The organism is Ralstonia sp. SET104 (assembly GCF_003851545.1).
GTDB lineage: Bacteria > Pseudomonadota > Gammaproteobacteria > Burkholderiales > Burkholderiaceae > Ralstonia.
This window is the reverse complement of the sequence record NZ_BHVX01000019.1, coordinates 65,774-84,347: the sequence shown is the minus strand read 5'-3', so window position 1 is coordinate 84,347 and position 18,574 is coordinate 65,774. Positions and strand designations below refer to the sequence as shown.

The window sequence follows — 18,574 nt, the reverse complement described above, 5'->3', positions numbered from 1 at the left end:
CTTCCCGCCGTTCTCAAACGGCTGCGGGAGCACCTCAAGCTGCTGATCAACGTAAAACGGCCCAACCGCAAATGCGATCGGACCGTCAAGTCCCGTCCTGCTCGTTATGCCCTTCGATATCTTCGGAAAGACCTTAACTGAACGGCATTACCGCAAATGCGGGCTCTTTTCCTGTGCGGTGACGAGGGTCAGGCTGCCGGCACTGTACCCTGCGGCGTGAGGTGATTGACCGCTTCGGGCAGCCCTTCAGCGAGCTGGCTGGCGAGGTCGCCCTCGTTGATGCCGAAGTTGGCGGCCAGTTTCGAGACTTCCTCCAGCGCGCCCGTTCCGCTCAGCGCCTGGGTAATCTGCTCACCCGACACCGGCAGGTTCGGGCCGTTGCCGATCCAAGATTTGACCTGTTCGCCCAGACCGGCTTGCTCCAGAATCTGCTGCAGCGGCCCGAGGCCTCCCGCCGCAGCCTGATCTGCGTTGCCGCTGCCGCCGCCCAGCAAGCCGCCGAGCAGACCGCCAAGGCCACCAGCGCCGCCTGCACCCCCGAGCAAGCCGCCCAGCGCGCCGGCACCGCCGGCCGCGCCCAGAAGGCCCCCCAGCGAACCGAACAGGCCACCGCCCTGATCTTCCTGCCCCTGGGGCGCAGCCGCATCGCCGGTGCCTTGCGACTTGTGTTTCATCGCCAGGTAGGCCAGCACGCCCACGGCCAGCAGCACCTTCTTGTTACCCAGCAAGGACGATTGCGCGCCACTGGCGTCATTGCCGCCGCCGAGAATCGAATCGAGTAGACCCATGATGAAGCTCCTTTGGTCAGTGGCGGGAAAGGGGGTGAGCCCCGCCGGTGGGATCAAACGGTCAGTGTTTCGTCGTCAGAATTCAGAACTCGCCGAGCACGGCGTGCAGCGCGGACACGGCAACAAGCGCTGCCGATTCCGTTCTCAGAATACGTCGTCCGAGTGTCAGTGGTAAGAAACCTGCGGCGTCGGCAAGCGCTTCTTCTTCGGGGGAGAGACCGCCTTCGGGGCCGATCAGCAGGACGATGCCGCTGCCCTCGATGCGCGTGCGCGATTGCACCGCCCATTGCGTGAGCGATTGTGTGCCGCGCGGCGACAGCAACACGCGCGGCGCGGCTGTGGACTTGGCGGCGGCCAGCCAGTCGCGCAGTGTGGTGACTGGCGCGACAGCCGGCACGCGTGCGCGGCCGCATTGCTCGCAGGCAGCTTGCACGAGTGCTTGCCAATGCTGCACGCGCTTGGTGGCACGCTCGCCCGAGAGGCGCACCACGCCGCGTTCGGTTTGCAGCGGCGCAACGGCGTGTACGCCCAGTTCAACGGCTTTCTCGATCAGCCAATCCATCTTGTCACCGCCGGCAATGCCCTGCGCGAGCGTGATGGCGTAGCGCGCCTCGGTATCGGGCTGCGTGCTATCAGCAAGGCTGGCGGTGGCATCGCGTTTGTTGATGGCGTCGAGCCGCGCGCGGAACTCGTGGCCCGAACCATCGAACAGGCAAACCTCATCGCCAACGGTCAGACGCAGTACGTGGATGTGCCGCGTCACGGCCTCGGGCAGCGTGACGGTGGTGTGGGGGCCAAGCGGTGTGTCGATGAAAAAACGGGGAAGCCCCATTACAGCAATCCTTGTGTGAATCGGGTCGGGCGATCGGGTGAATGGGCGATTGAGCGATGGAGCGATCAGGCTGCGGCAGCCGGGCGGCAAGCGAGGCCCCAACGGTAGCCGTCGGGGTCACGCACGGCTGCGTAGCGCTCGCCCCAGAAGGCATCGTGGGGCGCCATGATGGACGCGGCGCCTTGGTCCAGCGCGTGCTGGAACGCGGCGTCAACGTCGTCGCAATACAGGTGGAAGCTCTGCGGGCACTCGAAGCCTGCGCCGGCCGGGGCTTTGGCGGTGGAGCCGAAGGCGCCTTCGGGCGCAAACATCAGCATGAGCTGGCCTTGATATGTCATCTCGACGTGGATGGGGCGGCCATGGTCTTGCACCTCATCCTGCACACCAAAGCCGAACGCGTTGCGATAAAAGGCGATGGCGGCTGATGCATCGCGCACGGTCAGGTACGGAACAAGCCACGGGGTGTTGGCGGGGCGGGGGAAGCTCATGGCGGGCTCCTTCTTCGGCGCGATGCTGGCTGGGACAAGCGAGAACGGTTAGTTTAGAGCGCCAGTAGCGCACATGCAGCACCACAATCGAAAAGAAATCAAAACACCTCGCTTGCCGGGGGCTGGTTGCGCGCACGGCCGCCGCTGCGTGCAACTTCATCGACGAGCCATTGGCGGAACAGCGCAAAGCCTGCATGCTCGGCAGCCTGATGCGGATGAATGAGGTAGTACGACAGGCGAAGCGAGGCCTCGGTCGCCAGCGGCCGCATGAGCCGCCCGGCAGCGATGTCGTATTCGACGAGGAGGCCCTGGCCGAGCGCCACGCCCTGGCCGTCAATGGCCGCCTGCAGTGCCATCAGCGCTTCGGAGAACGCCGGCCCGCGCGTGGCGTCGATCTGGGGCACGCCCACTTCGTCAAGCCATTGCCGCCACGTTGGGTGGTGCGCGAGATGACGCCCGCCGCGCTCGTGCAGCAGCGTGTGCGCGGCGAGGTCTTGCGGCATGCGGATGGCTGCCTGCAGCGTGGCGTTGCACACCGGAAAAAAATCAGTGGAGGTGAACCACTCGACGCGCAGGTTGGGGGCGTTGACCTGCCGATCGTCGATGCACAGATCGAATTGGCCGTGATCCTGCACATCGGCGGTGGACACCTCGACGCGCACGTGCGGATGCTGGTTGAAGAATCGGTATAGCCGCGGCACCAGCCATTTGGCACCGAAGGTTGGCGGCACGGCCACGCGCAGGGGTGCGTCGGCGGTATCCATCAGCAGGTCGGTGGCCTGTTCGAGCGCACGCAGGGCATCGCGCACGCGGGGGAGGTAGTTGTCTCCGGCGTCTGTGAGCGTGAGTTGGTTGTTGCGGCGCGCAAAGAGCTTCTTGCCCAGATGATCTTCGAGCTGCTTGATCTGGTGGCTGACGGCAGCGTTTGTCACGCAAAGCTCGTCGGCGGCCCGGCTGAAGCTCAGATGACGACCCGCGACTTCAAAGACGCGCAATGCATTAAGGGGAGGGAGGCGCCGTGGCATGCGTTCTCGTTAAGAAAAATTTAACGTCTCGCGAAGAATTTGTAGTTTGCCACGTTAAGGCCCCGACGACTACAAATGCGCCTGGGGACGGTTGGCGTTTGCCTGGTGTGTGCATCCAGCGATCTCAAGCCACGCGACGCACCGGACCCCGCCTACAAAAAACATCTCAGGAGACGTCATGAATCGAACCACCGCTGTTTGCGGGATGCCGGTGTGTGCGCTGATGCTCGCGCTGGCAGGCTGGACCGCTCCCACCCTCGCCGATACCAATGTCACCCTGTACGGCCGCGTCGCTGCCGGCATCGACTATCAGAACAACGTTGCCCCCACATCGACATCGTCTGGCGGCAGCCTCTGGCGCGGTGCCGACAACCAGTGGGGCACCAGCATGTTCGGGTTCATGGGCAAGGAAGAGTTGGGCGGCGGCCTGCAGGCGGTGTTCCGGCTGGAATCGGGCTTTGGCGCCACCAAGGGCCGCACCAACGGCGACGCGTTGTTCAACCGCCGTTCGTACGTCGGCCTGTCGAGCCCGACCTGGGGCACGTTGACCGCCGGCAAGAACCTCTTCATCAGCAACGACGTCTGGTTCCTGGACCCGACCGGCCAGCAGTTCATCGGCTCTGCCACGCTGGTGCGCGGGCGCAACTGGCAAGGCGCCAACAACATCGTCGAATATCAGAGCCCGACCTGGGGCGGCTTCCAGATTGGCCTGCAAACGGGCCTGGGCGAGCAGCCTGGCTCCTTCAGCAACAGCCGCCGCGATGGTGTGTCGGCCGTCTACAAGACTGGGCCGGTGGAGATTCGCGCGATCTACGACGTCATTCGTGACGGCAACGGCAAGTTCAGCGACATCTTCAATTTCTCGAAGGAAGCGACGCTGGGCGGCACCTACACCATCGGCAAGGCCAAGCTGTTTGCCGTGTACGAGAACCTGTCTGCGCCCGATGCCGCCGCCGGCTCGCCCACCAAGGCCAACCACTACTGGCTGGGCGTGAATTACGAGCTGACGCCAGCGCTCACGCTGATCGGCGCGGCATATCGCATCAACGTGAACCACGGTGGCGGCAATGCCAACCTGTTCATGGCCGGTGCGAACTACAACCTGTCCAAGCGCACGATGCTGTACGCCAGCGTGGGCACCGTGCAAAACAGCGCCACCGCCAATTTCTCGGTGGAGGCGACCAACAACAACCCGGCGCCGGGTAAGAACCAACTGGGTGCCTATACGGGTATCGTTCACTCGTTCTAAGCCCGAATCCCGGCCACGTCACACCAAGCAATGCCACGCATGAACATCCTCACCATCGATACCGGTACCACCAACACACGCGTCACGGTCTGGCGCGATGACGTTGCGCTCTGCCAGGCCGCGCGCCAGGTTGGGGTGCGCGACACCGCCATCACCGGCAACCGGACGACGCTGCAGCGCGGCGTGCAGGACACCATTGAAGCTGCGCTGCAGAAGGCCGGCTTCAGCATGAGCCAGGTCGACTTGGTGCTGGCGTCCGGCATGATCACCTCCAACGTCGGCCTGCACGAAGTGCCGCACCTGGTGGCGCCGGCTGGCCTGCGCGATCTGGCTGCCGGGATGGTGCAGGCGAGCATCCCCGAGGTCTGTGCCCAGCCGATCTGGTTTGTGCCGGGCGTGCGCAATCCGGTGGATAACCTCGGCCTGCACAACATTGAATCGATGGACATGATGCGCGGCGAAGAGGTCGAGACCATGGGCCTGGTCTCGCGCCTCGGTATCAGCGAACCGGCAGTGATCGTGCTGCCGGGCTCGCACTCGAAGTTCGTGCATCTGGATGCGGATCAACGCATCACGGGTTGCGTGACAACGCTGGCCGGCGAGTTGTTGCACGTGATCACGCACAACACCATCCTGGCCGATGCGCTCGACTCCGACTTTGCCAACGAGGTCGATCCGGAAATGTTGCTGTCCGGGGCGCGCAGCGCCAGCAGCATCGGGCTGGGGCGCGCCTGCTTCATGGTGCGCACGCTGGGCCAGTTCACCATCTACGAACGCAATGCGCGAGCCAACTTCCTGCTGGGCGCGGTGCTGGGCGCGGATTTGCTCACGCTCAAAAACAGCAGCGCGATCCGCATGAACCCTGGCACGCAGTTCGTCATTACCGGCAAGCCGCTGCTGCGCGAAGCGCTGGCCGTGCTGGTGTCGGACGACGATTTCTTCTCGGGCAAGGTCACCGTCACCAGCAGTGAGCAGCAGGAACACCTGGCCGGCAGCGGCGCGATTGCCATCGCACGCGAGCGTGGTCTGGTGAAGACATTGAAGGTGGCGCAGGCCTAGCGCCCGCTCCGCCAAACCTAACTTTTCATCCAACGCAAGACAGGTGCCGCCAGGACGGCACCGCAAGGAGACAAGATGAACCAACAACGACGCGGGACTTTCAAGGCCGTTGCGGCCGCCACCCTGTTTGCCATGGCGGGCGGCTTTTCGGTGTTTGCCCATGCAGCCGACGATGTGAAGATCGGCTTCCTCGTCAAGCAGCCGGAAGAACCGTGGTTCCAGGACGAATGGAAGTTCGCTGACCAGGCCGCCAAGGAGAAAGGCTTCAAGCTGGTCAAGATTGGCGTGCCCAGCGGCGGCGAGGTGCTGACCGCCATCGACAACCTGGGCGCACAGCATGCGCAGGGCTTCGTGATCTGCGTGCCTGATGTGAAGCTCGGACCGGCCGTGGTGGCCAAGGCCCGCCAAAACAACCTCAAGCTGATGACAGTGGATGATCGCCTGGTGGACGGCGGCGGCAAGCCGATTGAGTCGGTGCCGCACATGGGTATCTCCGCCACGAAGATCGGCGAACAGGTGGGCGATGCCATCGCGCAGGAGATGAAGAAGCGCGGCTGGAGCCTGTCGGAAGTCGGCGCCATCCGCATTGCGTATGACCAGTTGCCGACCGCCAAGGAGCGCACCGATGGCGCCGTGGCTGCGCTTAGCAAGGCGGGCTTCCCGGCCGCCAATGTGCTGACCAGCCCGCAGGCCAAGACGGATACCGAAGCCGCGTTCAACGCCGCCAATATCACGCTTACCAAAAACCCCAAGTTCAAGCACTGGATTGCGTTCGGCCTGAATGACGAAGCGGTGCTTGGCGCCGTACGCGCGGCAGAAGGCCATGGCGTGAAGCCGGCGGACATCATCGGGGTGGGCATTGGCGGCAGTCAGTCGGCGCTAAACGAATTCTCCAAGCCCGAGAAGACCGGCTTCTTCGGCACCGTGCTCATCAGCCCGAAGCGTCACGGTTACGAGACCTCGCTCAACATGTATGAGTGGATCAAGGACAACAAGGCGCCGGCCCCGCTCACCCTGACGAGCGGCCGCTTGATGACGCGCGACAACGAGAAGGCCGTCCGCCAAGAGATGGGTTTGTGATCTTGCGAACGACGTTAGCGGAGGAGGCTTGCCATGTCGGCGTTTCTTGAGTTTCGTGGCATCAGCAAGGTGTTTCCGGGTGTGCGGGCGCTGTCCGATGTGTCGTTTGGCATCGAATGCGGCCGCGTGCACGGCTTGCTGGGCGAGAACGGCGCGGGTAAGTCGACGCTGTTGAAGATCCTGGGCGGCGACTATCAGCCCGATGGTGGGCAGATCGTCGTCGAGGGCCGGCCGACTGCATTCCCGACCACGCGGGCGGCGCTGGATGCCGGCATTGCCGTCATCCACCAGGAACTGCAGACGGTGCCTGAGCTGACCGTGATGGACAACCTGCTGCTCGGCCATCTGCCAGCCAGCGGCGGGTTTATCCGCCAGCGCGAGGCGATGGCGTGGACGCGCGAACAGCTCGGGCGAATTGGCGTCGATCTGGACCCGCGCGCGCGCCTGAAGCACCTGTCGATCGGCCAGCGCCAGATGGTGGAAATCTGCAAGGCGATCCTGCGCGATGCGCGCGTGATTGCGCTGGATGAGCCGACGAGTTCATTGTCGATCCGCGAGACCGACATCCTGTTCCGCCTGGTGAAAGACCTGCGCGCGCAGGGCCGGGCACTGATCTACATCTCGCATCGGCTGGACGAGATTTTCGAGCTGTGCGACGGCTGCACGATCTTCCGCGACGGCCGCAAAGTGGCGGATTTTCCGTCGATGGCCAAGGTCACACGCGACGAGCTGGTCGCGCAGATGGTCGGGCGCCAGATCGACGACATCTTCGATTACCGCGCGCGCGCTGGGCGACGTGCGCCTGCGGGTGGATGGCCTGATGGGCCAGAAGCTTGCCGAGCCGGCCAGTCTGTCCGTGCGGCGTGGCGAGATTGTCGGCCTGTTCGGACTGGTCGGGGCGGGGCGGTCGGAGCTGGCCCGGTTGATTTACGGCGCCGATCGCAAGACGGCCGGCAGCATCACGCTGGACGGCACGCCGATTCGCATCCGCGATGTGGCTGACGCCATCCGTCAGGGCATCGTGCTGTGTCCGGAAGACCGCAAGGAAGAGGGCATCATCGGCTGCCGTTCGGTGTCGGAAAACATCAACATCAGTTGCCGGCGCAACCAGCGACGCTTCGGCCTGTTCGTCAACGACAGGCAGGAAGCGAAGACGGCCGACCACTACATCACGCGGCTGCGCATCAAGACGCCCAACCGTGAGCAGCCGATCCGCCTGCTGTCCGGCGGGAATCAGCAGAAGGCCATCCTGGCGCGCTGGCTGGCGGAAGACGACATGCGCGTGCTCATCATCGACGAGCCCACGCGCGGCATTGATGTCGGCGCCAAGAACGAGATCTACCAAGTGCTGTACGAGCTGGCCGAACGCGGGGTGGCCGTGCTGATGATTTCCAGCGAGCTGCCAGAAATCCTTGGCGTGGCCGACCGCGTGCTGGTGATGAGCGAAGGCCGCATCGCCGGAGCGCTGCCGCGCGAGCAGGCCAACGAACAGGCCGTGCTCAAGCTCGCCTTACGTCCCGAATCTGCGCCACTGCCGACGGCACCACTGGCTGCCTGAGAACCCGGAGTTCATGATGTCCCAGTCTCAACCCCTGCAACATTCCGACGCCCTGGCTGCATCGGCTCGCACCATGATGAACAAGACGCGCTTGCTCCGCCTGCTGGACGATTTCAGCCTGCCGCTGATCTTCGCCATTCTGTTTGCCGCGCTGTCGTTCTCGGTCGAGTACTTCTTCTCGTGGCAGAACATGGTGGGCTTGGCGCTGTCTGTCTCGCAGATCGGCATGGTGGCCTGCACGATGATGTTCTGCCTGGCGTCGCGCGATTTCGATCTGTCGATCGGCTCCACGGTGGCGTTTGCCGGCGTGCTCTGCGCCATGATCATCAACGCCACCGGCAGCATCGCGCTGGGCATCGGCGTGAGCCTGGTGGCGGGGGCGGTCATTGGCGGCATCAACGGTTTCGTGATCGCCAAGCTCAAGATCAACGCACTGATCACCACGCTGGCCACGATGGAAATCGTGCGCGGCCTCGCTTTTATCGCTTCGCACGGGCAGGCGGTGGGCGTGTCGGATATGGCCTTTTTCGACCTGGGCAACACCATCGTCTTTGGTGTGCCGACGCCGGTGTGGGTCGCGGCACTGTGCTTTGTCGTGTTTGGCGTGCTGCTCAACAAGACGATCTACGGGCGCAATACGCTGGCGATTGGCGGCAATCCGGAAGCGGCGCGGCTGGCGGGCGTGAACGTCAACATGACGCGCGTCGTTATCTTCCTGATCCAGGGCGTGATTGCCGCGCTGGCGGGCGTGATTCTGGCGGCGCGCATCACGAGCGGCCAGCCAAACGCGGCGCAGGGCTTTGAGCTGAACGTGATCTCGGCGTGTGTGCTGGGCGGCGTGTCGCTGCTGGGTGGCCGCGCAACCATCAGCGGGGTGCTGGTCGGCGTGCTCATCATGGGCACCGTGCAGAACGCGATGAACCTGCTGAACATCGACGCGTTCTATCAGTACCTCGTGCGCGGCGCGATTCTGCTGGCGGCAGTGCTGGTCGACCAGTTGAAGAACCGCGGCGGCCGTGAGTGAAAAAAACGTGCCAATGACAATGATCGCAACCACGCTCTCTGATCTGCGCTGCACGCTGGGCGAAGGTATTGTCTGGGACGATGCCCTGCGTGCGCTGTGGTGGACCGACATCCAGGAATCGCTGTTGTGGCAGCACGATCCGGCGACCGGGCAGGAGCGCCAATGGCCGCTGCCGCAACGCGTGGGCTCCTTTGTGCTGACGGGCGAACCTGGCGTGCTGATCCTGGGTCTGGCCAAGAGCATCGCCCGCTTCGACACGCGCACCGGCACGCTCACGCTGCTGGCCGACGTCGAGCCCGAGAACCCGGCCACGCGCGTCAACGACGGTCGGGCCGATCGCTGCGGCAACTACGTCTTCGGCACCATGCATGAAGGCGGCCCGGAGCCCACCGGCAGCTTCTACCGTTTCACGCCGATGGGCGCGCTGCAACGTCTGGCGCTGCCGCATATCACCATTGCCAACAGCATCGCCTTCAGCCCAGACGGCGGGACCATGTATTGGTGCGACACGAACAGCCGCCGCATCCAGGCGTGCGATTACGACGGACAGACCGGCGAAGTCGCCAACATTCGTGTCTTTGCTGATCTGCGTGACCACGATGCCGATGGCGGCCACAAAGGTTCGCCCGACGGCTCAACCGTAGACGCTGACGGTTGCCTGTGGAACGCCGAATGGGGCGGCAACCGCCTGACGCGTTATGCGCCGGACGGGCGCGTGCTGGCGCGCGTTGCCGTGCCTGCATCGCAGCCCACGTGCCCGGCGTTTGGCGGCGCGGTGTTCGACACGCTTTACCTGGCAACCGCACGCGATGGTCTGTCGGCACATCGTCTGGCTGAAGACGCGGATGCTGGCGCGATTTTCCAGTTGGCTGTGGCCAACGTGCGTGGATTGCCGGAGGGCCGGTTCGGCCATGCCTACGTTGCGGCTTGAGAACGGCGTGCTGCGCGCCGACGTGCTGCCAGAAGCCGGTGGCGGGTTGTTGCGTTTCGATCTGCTCTGCGATGGCGCCGCCGCCCCCATCTTCCGGCCGGGCGATGCTGACGCTGCACTGTGCGATCCGAGAGCGCTGGCGTGCTACCCGCTGGTGCCATGGTCCAACCGCATCGGCGGCGGGCGTTTTCCGTTCCGGGGCCGGACCATTGAAGTGCCGCGCACGCGCGACGACGAATCGTATCCGCTGCACGGTCACGGCTGGCTGATGCCGTGGCAACCGGTCTCGCAAGCGAGCACGTCGGTTGAACTCGCCGCGATGGTCGACCACGGCCGCCCGTTCCGCTATCTGGCGGTGCAGCGCTACACGCTCGCGGGCAACACGCTGCAGATCGTGCTGACGGTGCGCAACGAGGGCGCGCCACTGCCGTTCGGGCTGGGTGTGCATCCATTTTTCCCGCGGTCGCCCGATGTTCGGTTGCACGCAAGCGCCACAGCCATGTGGCAATCCGCACCGGACCATCTGCCGACGGTTTTGCACGCGCCGTCTTCAGATGCCGATTTTCGCAAGCTCCGGAAGCTGGAAGCCAACGCCGCCATCAACCACAGCTTTGAAGGCTGGGATGGCCGCGCCGAGATCGTCTGGCCCAGCCGCCGCATGTCGGTGCAGATCACAGCGGACACGTCGCGCTATGTGCTGTACACCCCGGTGGAACACGATTTCTTCTGCTTTGAACCGGTCGACCACGCCATCAACGCGCACAACTTGCCGGGCCTGCCGCAAGACCACGGGCTGACAATTCTGGGCACCGGGCAGAGCCTGCAGCGCAGCTATCAATTCACCGTGAATCGTTCTGAAGCATGACTGTTTCTCTCACGTCTTTTCCGCCGCGTCTTGCGGGCAAGGTCGCCCTGGTGACGGGGGCCACGCAAGGCATTGGCGGGGCGATTGCCAAGCTGTTTGCGCGGCACGGCGCGCGCGTGATCGTCAATACGCTGGTGCGTGACGAACGCGCCGAAGCCTTTGCCGCCTCCATTGGCAACAGCGGCGGCAACGACGGCAACATCCTTCTCGTGCAGGCCGACGTGCGCCGCCGCGATCAGATCGACGCGATGGTCGCGGCAGGCGTCGAGCGCTTTGGCGGCATCGACGTGCTGGTCAACAACGCAGGTATCAACGTGTTCTCCGATCCGCTCAAGCTGAGCGAGGACGATTGGGCGCGCTGCCTCTCCGTCGACCTGGAAGGCGCATGGCATTGCGCACGGGCTGTGCTGCCGCACATGCTGGCGCGGGGTGGCGGCAGCATCGTCAACATCGCGTCGGTGCATGGGCACAAGATCATCCCGGGCGCGTTTCCGTATCCGGTGGCCAAGCATGGGCTGATTGGGCTCACGCGTGCGCTGGGTATTGAATATGCGGCGCGCGGCATCCGGGTGAATTCGATCTCGCCAGGGTTGATCCTCACGCCTATTGCCGAGGCCGGTTTTGCTGCCGCGCCCGACCCCGAAGCCGAACGCCGCCGCCAGGCCGAGTTGCTGCCCTGCAAGCGCATCGGCGAGCCCGAAGAGGTGGCCTATACCGCGCTCTTCCTCGCCTCCGACGAGGCGCGCTTCATCAACGCGACCGACATCCTGATCGATGGCGGCCGCTCGCAGCTCTATCACGAATAAGGCGCGACGCATGACCTGGACAACCCACCTTCCGCTGATCGCCATCCTGCGCGGCATCCGGCCTGACGAGGTGCTGGCGCATACGCAGGCACTGGTTGATGCCGGCTTTGACGCCATCGAAATTCCGCTCAATTCGCCCGACTGGGCGCAGAGCGTGCAACTGGCCGCGCGCGCATTCGGTGACCGCGCATTGATTGGTGCCGGCACCGTGCTGCGCCCAGAGGATGTGGACCTGATGTTCGCGGCGGGCGGCAAGCTGGTCGTGACGCCCAATACGCACACGCCGGTGATCCGCGCCGCCGTCCGCGCCGGTCTTGTCACCTGCATTGGCTGCATGACCGCCACCGAGGCGTTTGCCGCGCTCGACGCGGGCGCGCAAGCACTGAAGATTTTCCCCGCCGGCGCACTCGGCCCCGGCTATGTTCGCGCGCTCAAGGCCGTGTTGCCTTCAGGGGTGCCGGTGTTTGCCGTCGGTGGCATCACGCCGGAGAACCTCGTCGACTACCTTGCCGCCGGCTGCATCGGCGCCGGGCTTGGCAGCGACCTCTATCGTCCGGGCCAACCCGTCGAGCGCACCGCCGAGCGCGCGCGCGCCTTTGTCACCGCCTATCGCACTGCCCAATCTGACCGAACGATCCACCCATGAAAATCACCCGCCTGACCACGTACCGCCTGCCTCCGCGCTGGATGTTTCTGAAAATCGAGACCGATGAGGGCGTCACCGGCTGGGGCGAGCCCGTTATCGAAGGCCGTGCGCGCACGGTGGAAGCGGCGGTGCACGAGCTGTCCGACTATCTCGTCGGTCAGGACCCGAGCCGCATCAACGACCTCTGGCAGACCATGTACCGCGCTGGCTTCTACCGCGGCGGCCCGATCCTGATGAGCGCCATTGCCGGTATCGATCAGGCGTTGTGGGACATCAAGGGCAAGGTGTTGGGCGTGCCGGTGTACGAGCTGCTCGGCGGCCTGGTGCGCGACAAAATGCGCACCTACAGCTGGGTCGGCGGTGATCGCCCGGCCGACGTCATTGCCGGCATGAAGGCGTTGCAGGCCGGCGGCTTTGATCACTTCAAGCTCAACGGCTGCGAAGAGATGGGCATCATTGACACGTCCCGCGCGGTGGATGCAGCGGTGGCGAAGGTGGCCGAAATCCGTTCGGCCTTTGGCAATGCTGTCGAGTTCGGGCTCGATTTCCACGGCCGCGTTTCTGCGCCGATGGCCAAGGTGCTCATCAAGGAGCTGGAGCCATATCGCCCGCTGTTTATCGAAGAGCCCGTGCTGGCGGAACAGGCCGAGAGCTACGCCCGGCTGGCCGCGCACACGCATTTGCCCATCGCCGCCGGCGAGCGCATGTTCTCGCGTTTCGACTTCAAGCGCGTGCTGGAGGCGGGCGGGGTCTCCATCCTCCAGCCGGATCTGTCGCACGCGGGCGGCATTACCGAATGCCTGAAGATTGCCGGGATGGCCGAGGCCTACGATGTGGCGTTGGCGCCGCATTGCCCGCTCGGGCCGATTGCGCTGGCCGCCTGCCTGCACGTCGATTTCGTCAGCTGGAACGCCACGTTGCAGGAGCAAAGCATGGGCATCCACTACAACAAGGGCGCCGAATTGCTCGATTACGTGCGAAACAAGGCCGATTTCGCGCTGGAAGGCGGCTATATCCGCCCACCGCGCCTGCCCGGCCTGGGTGTCGACATTGACGAGGCGCTGGTCATCGAGCGCAGCAAGGAAGCGCCCGACTGGCGCAACCCGGTGTGGCGCCACGCCGACGGTTCTGTCGCAGAGTGGTAAGCCGGGCGGGGGAAGGGGAGTCGTAGCACGTTTTACTGACCGCGATCAGCCCAGCCGGGCTATCACCGTCTGGTAAAATCGCGGTTTTCCCGCCTATTTCCTGCCGCAGGTTCGCATGACCGCCCCCGCCCTCCACTCGAATACCACCCAGCCTACCCAGTTGATGGCCAGCGCCATTCGCGTGCTTGCCATGGACGCCGTCCAGCAAGCCAACTCGGGCCATCCCGGCGCGCCGATGGGCATGGCGGACATCGCCGTGGCGCTGTGGAGCCGCCACCTGCGCCACAACCCGCTGAACCCGCGCTGGCCGGATCGCGACCGCTTCGTGCTGTCCAACGGCCACGGCTCGATGCTGTTGTATGCGCTGCTGCACTTGACCGGCTACGACCTGCCGATGTCGGAATTGAAGAACTTCCGCCAACTGCACAGCAAGACCGCCGGCCACCCGGAATACGGCATCACGCCGGGCGTGGAAACCACCACCGGCCCGCTTGGCCAGGGCATCACCAACGCCGTCGGCATGGCGCTGGCCGAACGTCTGCTCGGCCAGGAGTTCAACCGCCCGGGCTTCGACATCGTCAACCACCACACCTACGTCTTCCTGGGCGATGGCTGCCTGATGGAAGGCATCAGCCACGAAGCCTGTTCGCTGGCCGGCACGCTGGGCCTGAACAAGCTGATCGCCCTGTGGGATGACAACGGCATCTCGATCGACGGCGACGTCGTTCACTGGTTCAACGACGACACCCCGAAGCGCTTCGAAGCCTACGGCTGGAACGTAATCCGCGCCGTGGATGGCCATAACGTGGCCGCCGTGGAAGCCGCCATTGCAGAAGCCAAGAAGTCGAACAAGCCGACGCTGATCTGCTGCCGCACCCTGATCGGCAAGGGCGCACCCAACAAGGAAGGCGGCCACGACGTGCATGGCGCGCCGCTGGGGGGTGTCGAAATTGCCGCCGCGCGCGAAGCGCTGGCCTGGCCGCACGCCCCGTTTGAAATCCCGCAAGCCGTGTACGACGCGTGGGACGCAAAGGGCCAAGGCCAAGCACTGGAAAAGGCTTGGAATGCGCTGTTCGATGCGTATTCCGAGCGTTACCCGGCCGAAGCCGCACAGTTCGAGCGCCGCATGCGTGGTGAACTGCCCGAAGCCTTCGACAAGGCTGTCGCCGAGTTCATTGAGAAGTGCGAGCAGAAGGCCGAAACCATCGCCACCCGCAAAGCCAGCCAGAACACGCTGGAAGCCTACGGCCCGGTGCTGGGCGAGTTGCTGGGCGGCTCGGCCGATCTGACCGGCTCGAACCTGACCAACTGGAGCGGCAGCAAGGCCGTGCGTGTGGATGCCTGGGGCAACCACATCAACTACGGCGTGCGCGAGTTCGGCATGAGCGCCATCATGAACGGCATCGCTCTGCACGGCGGCTACATCCCGTACGGCGGTACGTTCCTGACGTTCTCCGACTACAGCCGTAACGCGCTGCGCATGGCTGCGCTGATGAAGATCCGCGCGATCTTCGTCTTCACGCACGACTCCATCGGCCTGGGGGAAGACGGCCCGACGCACCAGTCGATCGAGCACGTCGCCAGCCTGCGCCTGATCCCGAACATGGATGTCTGGCGCACGGCCGACACCACCGAAACCGCCGTCGCCTGGGCTGCCGCCATCGAGCGCCAGAACGGCCCGAGCTGCCTGATCTTCAGCCGCCAGAATCTGCCGTTCCAGGCACGCAACCCGGCCACGCGCGAAGCCATCGCCCGCGGCGGCTACGTGCTGCGCGATGCGACCAAGGGCAAGCCGGACGTGGTCATCATCGCAACCGGTTCGGAAGTGGGCCTGGCGGTCAGCGCGGCTGACCAACTGGCTGCTGAAGGCATCCAGGCACGCGTGGTGTCCGTGCCTGCAACCACCGTGTTCGACAAGCAGGACTCGGCTTACAAGGCCAGCGTGCTTCCGCACGGCGTGCCGCGCATCGCTGTGGAAGCCGGCGTGACCGACTTCTGGTGGAAGTACCAGGTGCAGGCCGTTGTCGGCATCGACACGTTCGGTGAGTCGGCCCCGGCGGGCGTGCTGTTCAAGCACTTCGGCTTCACCGTCGAGAACGTGGTGAACACCGCCAAGAGCGTCATTGCTTAACTGAATTTGCGTACGCGGCACCCATGAGGTGCCGTGTTGGTTTGTATCGCATCGTCGATTTCATTTCTGCTATCAGGAGACTGACCATGACCATCAAGATCGGCATCAACGGCTTCGGCCGCATTGGACGCATGGTGTTCCGCGCCGCCGCGGCCAACTTCAAGGACATCGAAGTCGTTGCCATCAACGACCTGCTTGAGCCTGACTACCTGGCGTACATGCTGAAGTACGACTCGGTGCACGGCCGCTTCGACGGTGAAGTGTCGGTCGACGGCAACACGCTTGTCGTCAACGGCAAGAAGATTCGCCTGACCGCAGTGAAGGACCCGTCTGAGCTGAAGTGGGGCGAGGTCGGCGCCGACGTGGTGATCGAGTCGACCGGCATCTTCCTGACCAAGGAAGGCGCACAGAAGCACATCGACGCGGGCGCCAAGAAGGTGATCATGTCGGCCCCGTCCAAAGACGACACCCCGATGTTCGTGTACGGCGTGAACCACGAAACGTACAAGGGCGAAGCGATCATTTCGAACGCTTCGTGCACGACCAACTGCCTGGCGCCGGTTGCCAAGGTGCTGAACGACAAGTGGGGCATCAAGCGCGGCCTGATGACGACCGTGCACGCTGCCACCGCCACGCAGAAAACCGTTGACGGCCCGTCCAACAAGGACTGGCGCGGCGGCCGTGGCATTCTGGAAAACATCATCCCGTCGAGCACTGGCGCTGCCAAGGCCGTGGGCGTGGTGATCCCGCAACTGAACAAAAAGCTGACCGGCATGTCGTTCCGCGTGCCGACCTCCGATGTGTCGGTGGTTGACCTGACCGTTGAACTGGAAAGCGCTGCCACGTACGCTGAAATCTGCGCCGAAATGAAGGCGCAGAGCCAGGGTGCCCTGAAGGGCGTGCTGGGCTACACCGAAGACAAGGTCGTTGCTACGGATTTCCGCGGCGATGCGCGCACCTCGATCTTCGACGCTGAAGCCGGTATCGCGCTGGACGGCACCTTCATCAAGGTCGTGAGCTGGTACGACAACGAATGGGGCTACTCCAACAAGTGCCTGGAAATGGCTCGCGTGGTGGGCAAGTAATCCTGCCAACTGCAAAGAAAAAACGCGCCTTCGGGCGCGTTTTTTCATGGGCGAGCGAAGCGGATGCGTCATCGCAGCACTGCGCCGCTGCCTAGCCGTCTGCCGGGCCTTTGTTATGGACTGCAACGAAAACGTTTGCGAATACGCAAATTTCCAATTCGGACCACAGGAATTCACTTTGAAAATCGGGTTCCAGTCCGTACACTGAACAAATACTACATTGTGATGTAGCGGCCTTTTACGTCGCATTCGGCCCGTTGCCTTGGCAATGGTTGCCTTCCCAGTTTTTCAACGTGTTTGAGCCAAGGCGTCCCATGGTCAATGTCGACACCAAGCTGCTGGTGATTTTTGTTGAGCTGCTCAGCAAGCGCAACGCCACCTACGTGGCTGAAAAAATGCACATGACCGCACCGGCTGTCTCTCATTCGCTGGGCCGTCTGCGCGAGATCTTCGACGATCCCCTCTTCATCCGCGTCCCGCATGGCCTGACGCCCACGCCCAAGGCCCTGGAGCTTGGTCCCAAGGTGCGCGAAATGCTCGATCTGTGGGCCGCCATCAACGAGGGCGACATCGACACGTTTGACCCGGCTGAAGCCACTGGCACGTTCAACGTCAGCTTTGCCGGCACGCTGGGCGATGCGTTGTTCGATCGCTTCCTGCTGCGCATCAAGCGTCTCGCGCCGGCATTGCAGGTGCGCCTGACGGAATCGTCTTCGTGGGAAGCCGACGTGGCCGCCATGCGCGCCAACGAACTGGATCTGGCGTTCTCCCCGTTCCCCACGCGCCACTCCGAGATCATGGAAGAGGTCGTAACCTCCTTCAACATGTGGGTCTGCGCGCGCAAGGAACACCCGATCCTGGGGGATCGCTGCACGCTCGAGCAATATCTCGACTGCGAGCACATCTTCATTGCGCAGGGCAGCCCCGGCAGCCGTGTTGCGCCGTCGCTCATTCCGCTGGATTACGCCTTGCAGCAGCGCGGCCTCAAGCGCAACTCGACCATGACCGTGCACAGCTGGCGCACGCAGGGCGAAGTTGCCGCGCAGACCGATATGATCTTCACGGTCAACTCGCTGATGAAGGACATGGTCTGCAAGATGTACGACCTCAACGCGTTCCCGCTGCCGGCAGAGCTCGAGACCGTGTTGGGCTTGAACATGCTGTGGCACCGCAGCCGCAACACGCATCCGATGCTGGTGTGGGCGCGACAGCTCTTCAAACAGGTCGTGGCCGAATACACCGGCCAGGCGTCCGGCACACCGGCTCATCCGTCCGTGCAGGCCAACGAGCCGGGCAAGGGCGAGAAGGGTGGCCAGGGCGACGCAGAAAAGGAGGATGAGACGCGGCTGTCTGCCTGATGTCCGCCATCTCTGCACTGCAATGAAAAACGGCCGCAGATGATGCGGCCGTTTCTTTTTTGCTTCAACGCTTCAGCGCTTCGGCCGATGCGGGCAGGCTTCCTTCGTGCAGTTGCCGTAGAGCGATAGCGCATGCTCCTGCAGCGCAAAGCCGCGCGCGCGCGCGATACTCTGCTGGCGTTGTTCGATCTCGGCATCAAAGAATTCTTCCACGCGACCGCAATCGAGGCATACCAGGTGATCGTGGTGCTTGCCCTCGTTGAGTTCGTAGATGGCCTTGCCGGATTCGAAGTTGTTGCGCGACAGCAGTCCCGCTTGCTCGAATTGCGTCAGCACGCGATAGACCGTGGCCAGGCCAATGTCCATTTGCTCGGCGAGCAGGATGCGGTACACGTCTTCAGCGCTCATGTGGCGCTCATCGCTGGTCTGAAAGATCTCGAGGATCTTCAACCGCGGCACCGTGGCTTTCAGACCGATGTTCTTGAGGTCTGCAGGACTCGGCAT

The 18,574-nt window shown here is 63.9% G+C and carries 17 protein-coding genes and 1 pseudogene; 13 read left to right on the top strand and 5 right to left on the bottom strand.

Features of this window, described 5'->3' with window-relative positions; all coding sequences use genetic code 11:
• Positions 1-188 precede the first annotated feature (188 nt).
• The 4 genes from PSUB009319_RS20080 to gcvA all read right to left on the bottom strand — a co-directional run bounded on the left by PSUB009319_RS20080 (position 189) and on the right by gcvA (position 3,133).
• Positions 189-788 carry a YidB family protein gene (locus PSUB009319_RS20080; protein ID WP_124383958.1) on the bottom strand — a complete coding sequence of 200 codons (600 nt, stop codon included), beginning with the start codon at positions 786-788 and terminating at the stop codon, positions 189-191.
• A gap of 82 nt (positions 789-870) precedes the next feature.
• Positions 871-1,620, bottom strand: coding sequence for a 16S rRNA (uracil(1498)-N(3))-methyltransferase (locus PSUB009319_RS20075; protein WP_124383957.1), 750 nt, complete (start codon positions 1,618-1,620; stop codon positions 871-873).
• A gap of 65 nt (positions 1,621-1,685) precedes the next feature.
• Positions 1,686-2,108 carry a glyoxalase/bleomycin resistance/extradiol dioxygenase family protein gene (locus PSUB009319_RS20070; protein WP_124383956.1) on the bottom strand — a complete coding sequence of 141 codons (423 nt, stop codon included), beginning with the start codon at positions 2,106-2,108 and terminating at the stop codon, positions 1,686-1,688.
• A gap of 98 nt (positions 2,109-2,206) precedes the next feature.
• On the bottom strand, positions 2,207-3,133 hold the full coding sequence (gcvA, locus tag PSUB009319_RS20065) for a transcriptional regulator GcvA (RefSeq protein ID WP_124383955.1): 927 nt from the start codon (positions 3,131-3,133) through the stop codon (positions 2,207-2,209).
• A 178-nt stretch (positions 3,134-3,311) separates the two neighbouring features.
• On the opposite strand from gcvA, the gene PSUB009319_RS20060 reads away from it, so the two are divergent.
• The 13 genes and pseudogenes from PSUB009319_RS20060 to PSUB009319_RS20000 all read left to right on the top strand — a co-directional run bounded on the left by PSUB009319_RS20060 (position 3,312) and on the right by PSUB009319_RS20000 (position 18,070).
• Positions 3,312-4,382, top strand: a complete 1,071-nt coding sequence (locus PSUB009319_RS20060) for a porin (RefSeq protein ID WP_124383954.1) — start codon at positions 3,312-3,314, stop codon at positions 4,380-4,382.
• A 39-nt stretch (positions 4,383-4,421) separates the two neighbouring features.
• Positions 4,422-5,441, top strand: a complete 1,020-nt coding sequence (locus PSUB009319_RS20055; protein ID WP_124383953.1) for a 2-dehydro-3-deoxygalactonokinase — start codon at positions 4,422-4,424, stop codon at positions 5,439-5,441.
• 75 nt (positions 5,442-5,516) lie between these two features.
• Positions 5,517-6,521, top strand: coding sequence for an arabinose ABC transporter substrate-binding protein (locus tag PSUB009319_RS20050; protein ID WP_124383952.1), 1,005 nt, complete (start codon positions 5,517-5,519; stop codon positions 6,519-6,521).
• Between the two features lie 33 nt (positions 6,522-6,554).
• Positions 6,555-8,079, top strand: a pseudogene (araG, locus tag PSUB009319_RS20045) (L-arabinose ABC transporter ATP-binding protein AraG).
• A gap of 76 nt (positions 8,080-8,155) precedes the next feature.
• A complete protein-coding gene (araH, locus tag PSUB009319_RS20040) occupies positions 8,156-9,103 on the top strand; it encodes an L-arabinose ABC transporter permease AraH (protein ID WP_374704217.1) in 948 nt (315 codons plus the stop codon).
• A 19-nt stretch (positions 9,104-9,122) separates the two neighbouring features.
• Positions 9,123-10,034: an SMP-30/gluconolactonase/LRE family protein gene (locus PSUB009319_RS20035; protein ID WP_374704216.1), complete on the top strand. Its 912-nt coding sequence runs from the start codon at positions 9,123-9,125 to the stop codon at positions 10,032-10,034.
• Positions 10,015-10,899: an aldose 1-epimerase gene (locus PSUB009319_RS20030; RefSeq protein WP_124383949.1), complete on the top strand. Its 885-nt coding sequence runs from the start codon at positions 10,015-10,017 to the stop codon at positions 10,897-10,899. The genes PSUB009319_RS20035 and PSUB009319_RS20030 overlap by 20 nt, the downstream gene beginning before the upstream one ends.
• Positions 10,896-11,705 (top strand): SDR family oxidoreductase, encoded by an 810-nt coding sequence (locus PSUB009319_RS20025; RefSeq protein WP_124383948.1) that lies wholly within the window; start codon positions 10,896-10,898, stop codon positions 11,703-11,705. Before PSUB009319_RS20030 ends, PSUB009319_RS20025 begins: the two co-directional genes overlap by 4 nt.
• Before the next feature lie 10 nt (positions 11,706-11,715).
• Positions 11,716-12,351, top strand: coding sequence for a 2-dehydro-3-deoxy-6-phosphogalactonate aldolase (locus PSUB009319_RS20020; protein WP_124383947.1), 636 nt, complete (start codon positions 11,716-11,718; stop codon positions 12,349-12,351).
• On the top strand, positions 12,348-13,496 hold the full coding sequence (dgoD, locus tag PSUB009319_RS20015; protein ID WP_124383946.1) for a galactonate dehydratase: 1,149 nt from the start codon (positions 12,348-12,350) through the stop codon (positions 13,494-13,496). Before PSUB009319_RS20020 ends, dgoD begins: the two co-directional genes overlap by 4 nt.
• Before the next feature lie 115 nt (positions 13,497-13,611).
• On the top strand, positions 13,612-15,627 hold the full coding sequence (gene tkt, locus PSUB009319_RS20010; RefSeq protein WP_124383945.1) for a transketolase: 2,016 nt from the start codon (positions 13,612-13,614) through the stop codon (positions 15,625-15,627).
• Positions 15,628-15,713: 86 nt separating this feature from the next.
• Complete coding sequence (gene gap, locus PSUB009319_RS20005; protein WP_124383944.1) at positions 15,714-16,712, top strand: type I glyceraldehyde-3-phosphate dehydrogenase; 999 nt, start codon at positions 15,714-15,716, stop codon at positions 16,710-16,712.
• Between the two features lie 314 nt (positions 16,713-17,026).
• Positions 17,027-18,070, top strand: a complete 1,044-nt coding sequence (locus PSUB009319_RS20000) for a LysR family transcriptional regulator (protein WP_124383943.1) — start codon at positions 17,027-17,029, stop codon at positions 18,068-18,070.
• 72 nt (positions 18,071-18,142) lie between these two features.
• Here the strand turns inward: PSUB009319_RS20000 and fur are convergent, their stop codons facing one another.
• Entirely contained in the window at positions 18,143-18,574 is a 432-nt protein-coding gene (gene fur / locus PSUB009319_RS19995; protein ID WP_124383942.1) for a ferric iron uptake transcriptional regulator, read from the bottom strand.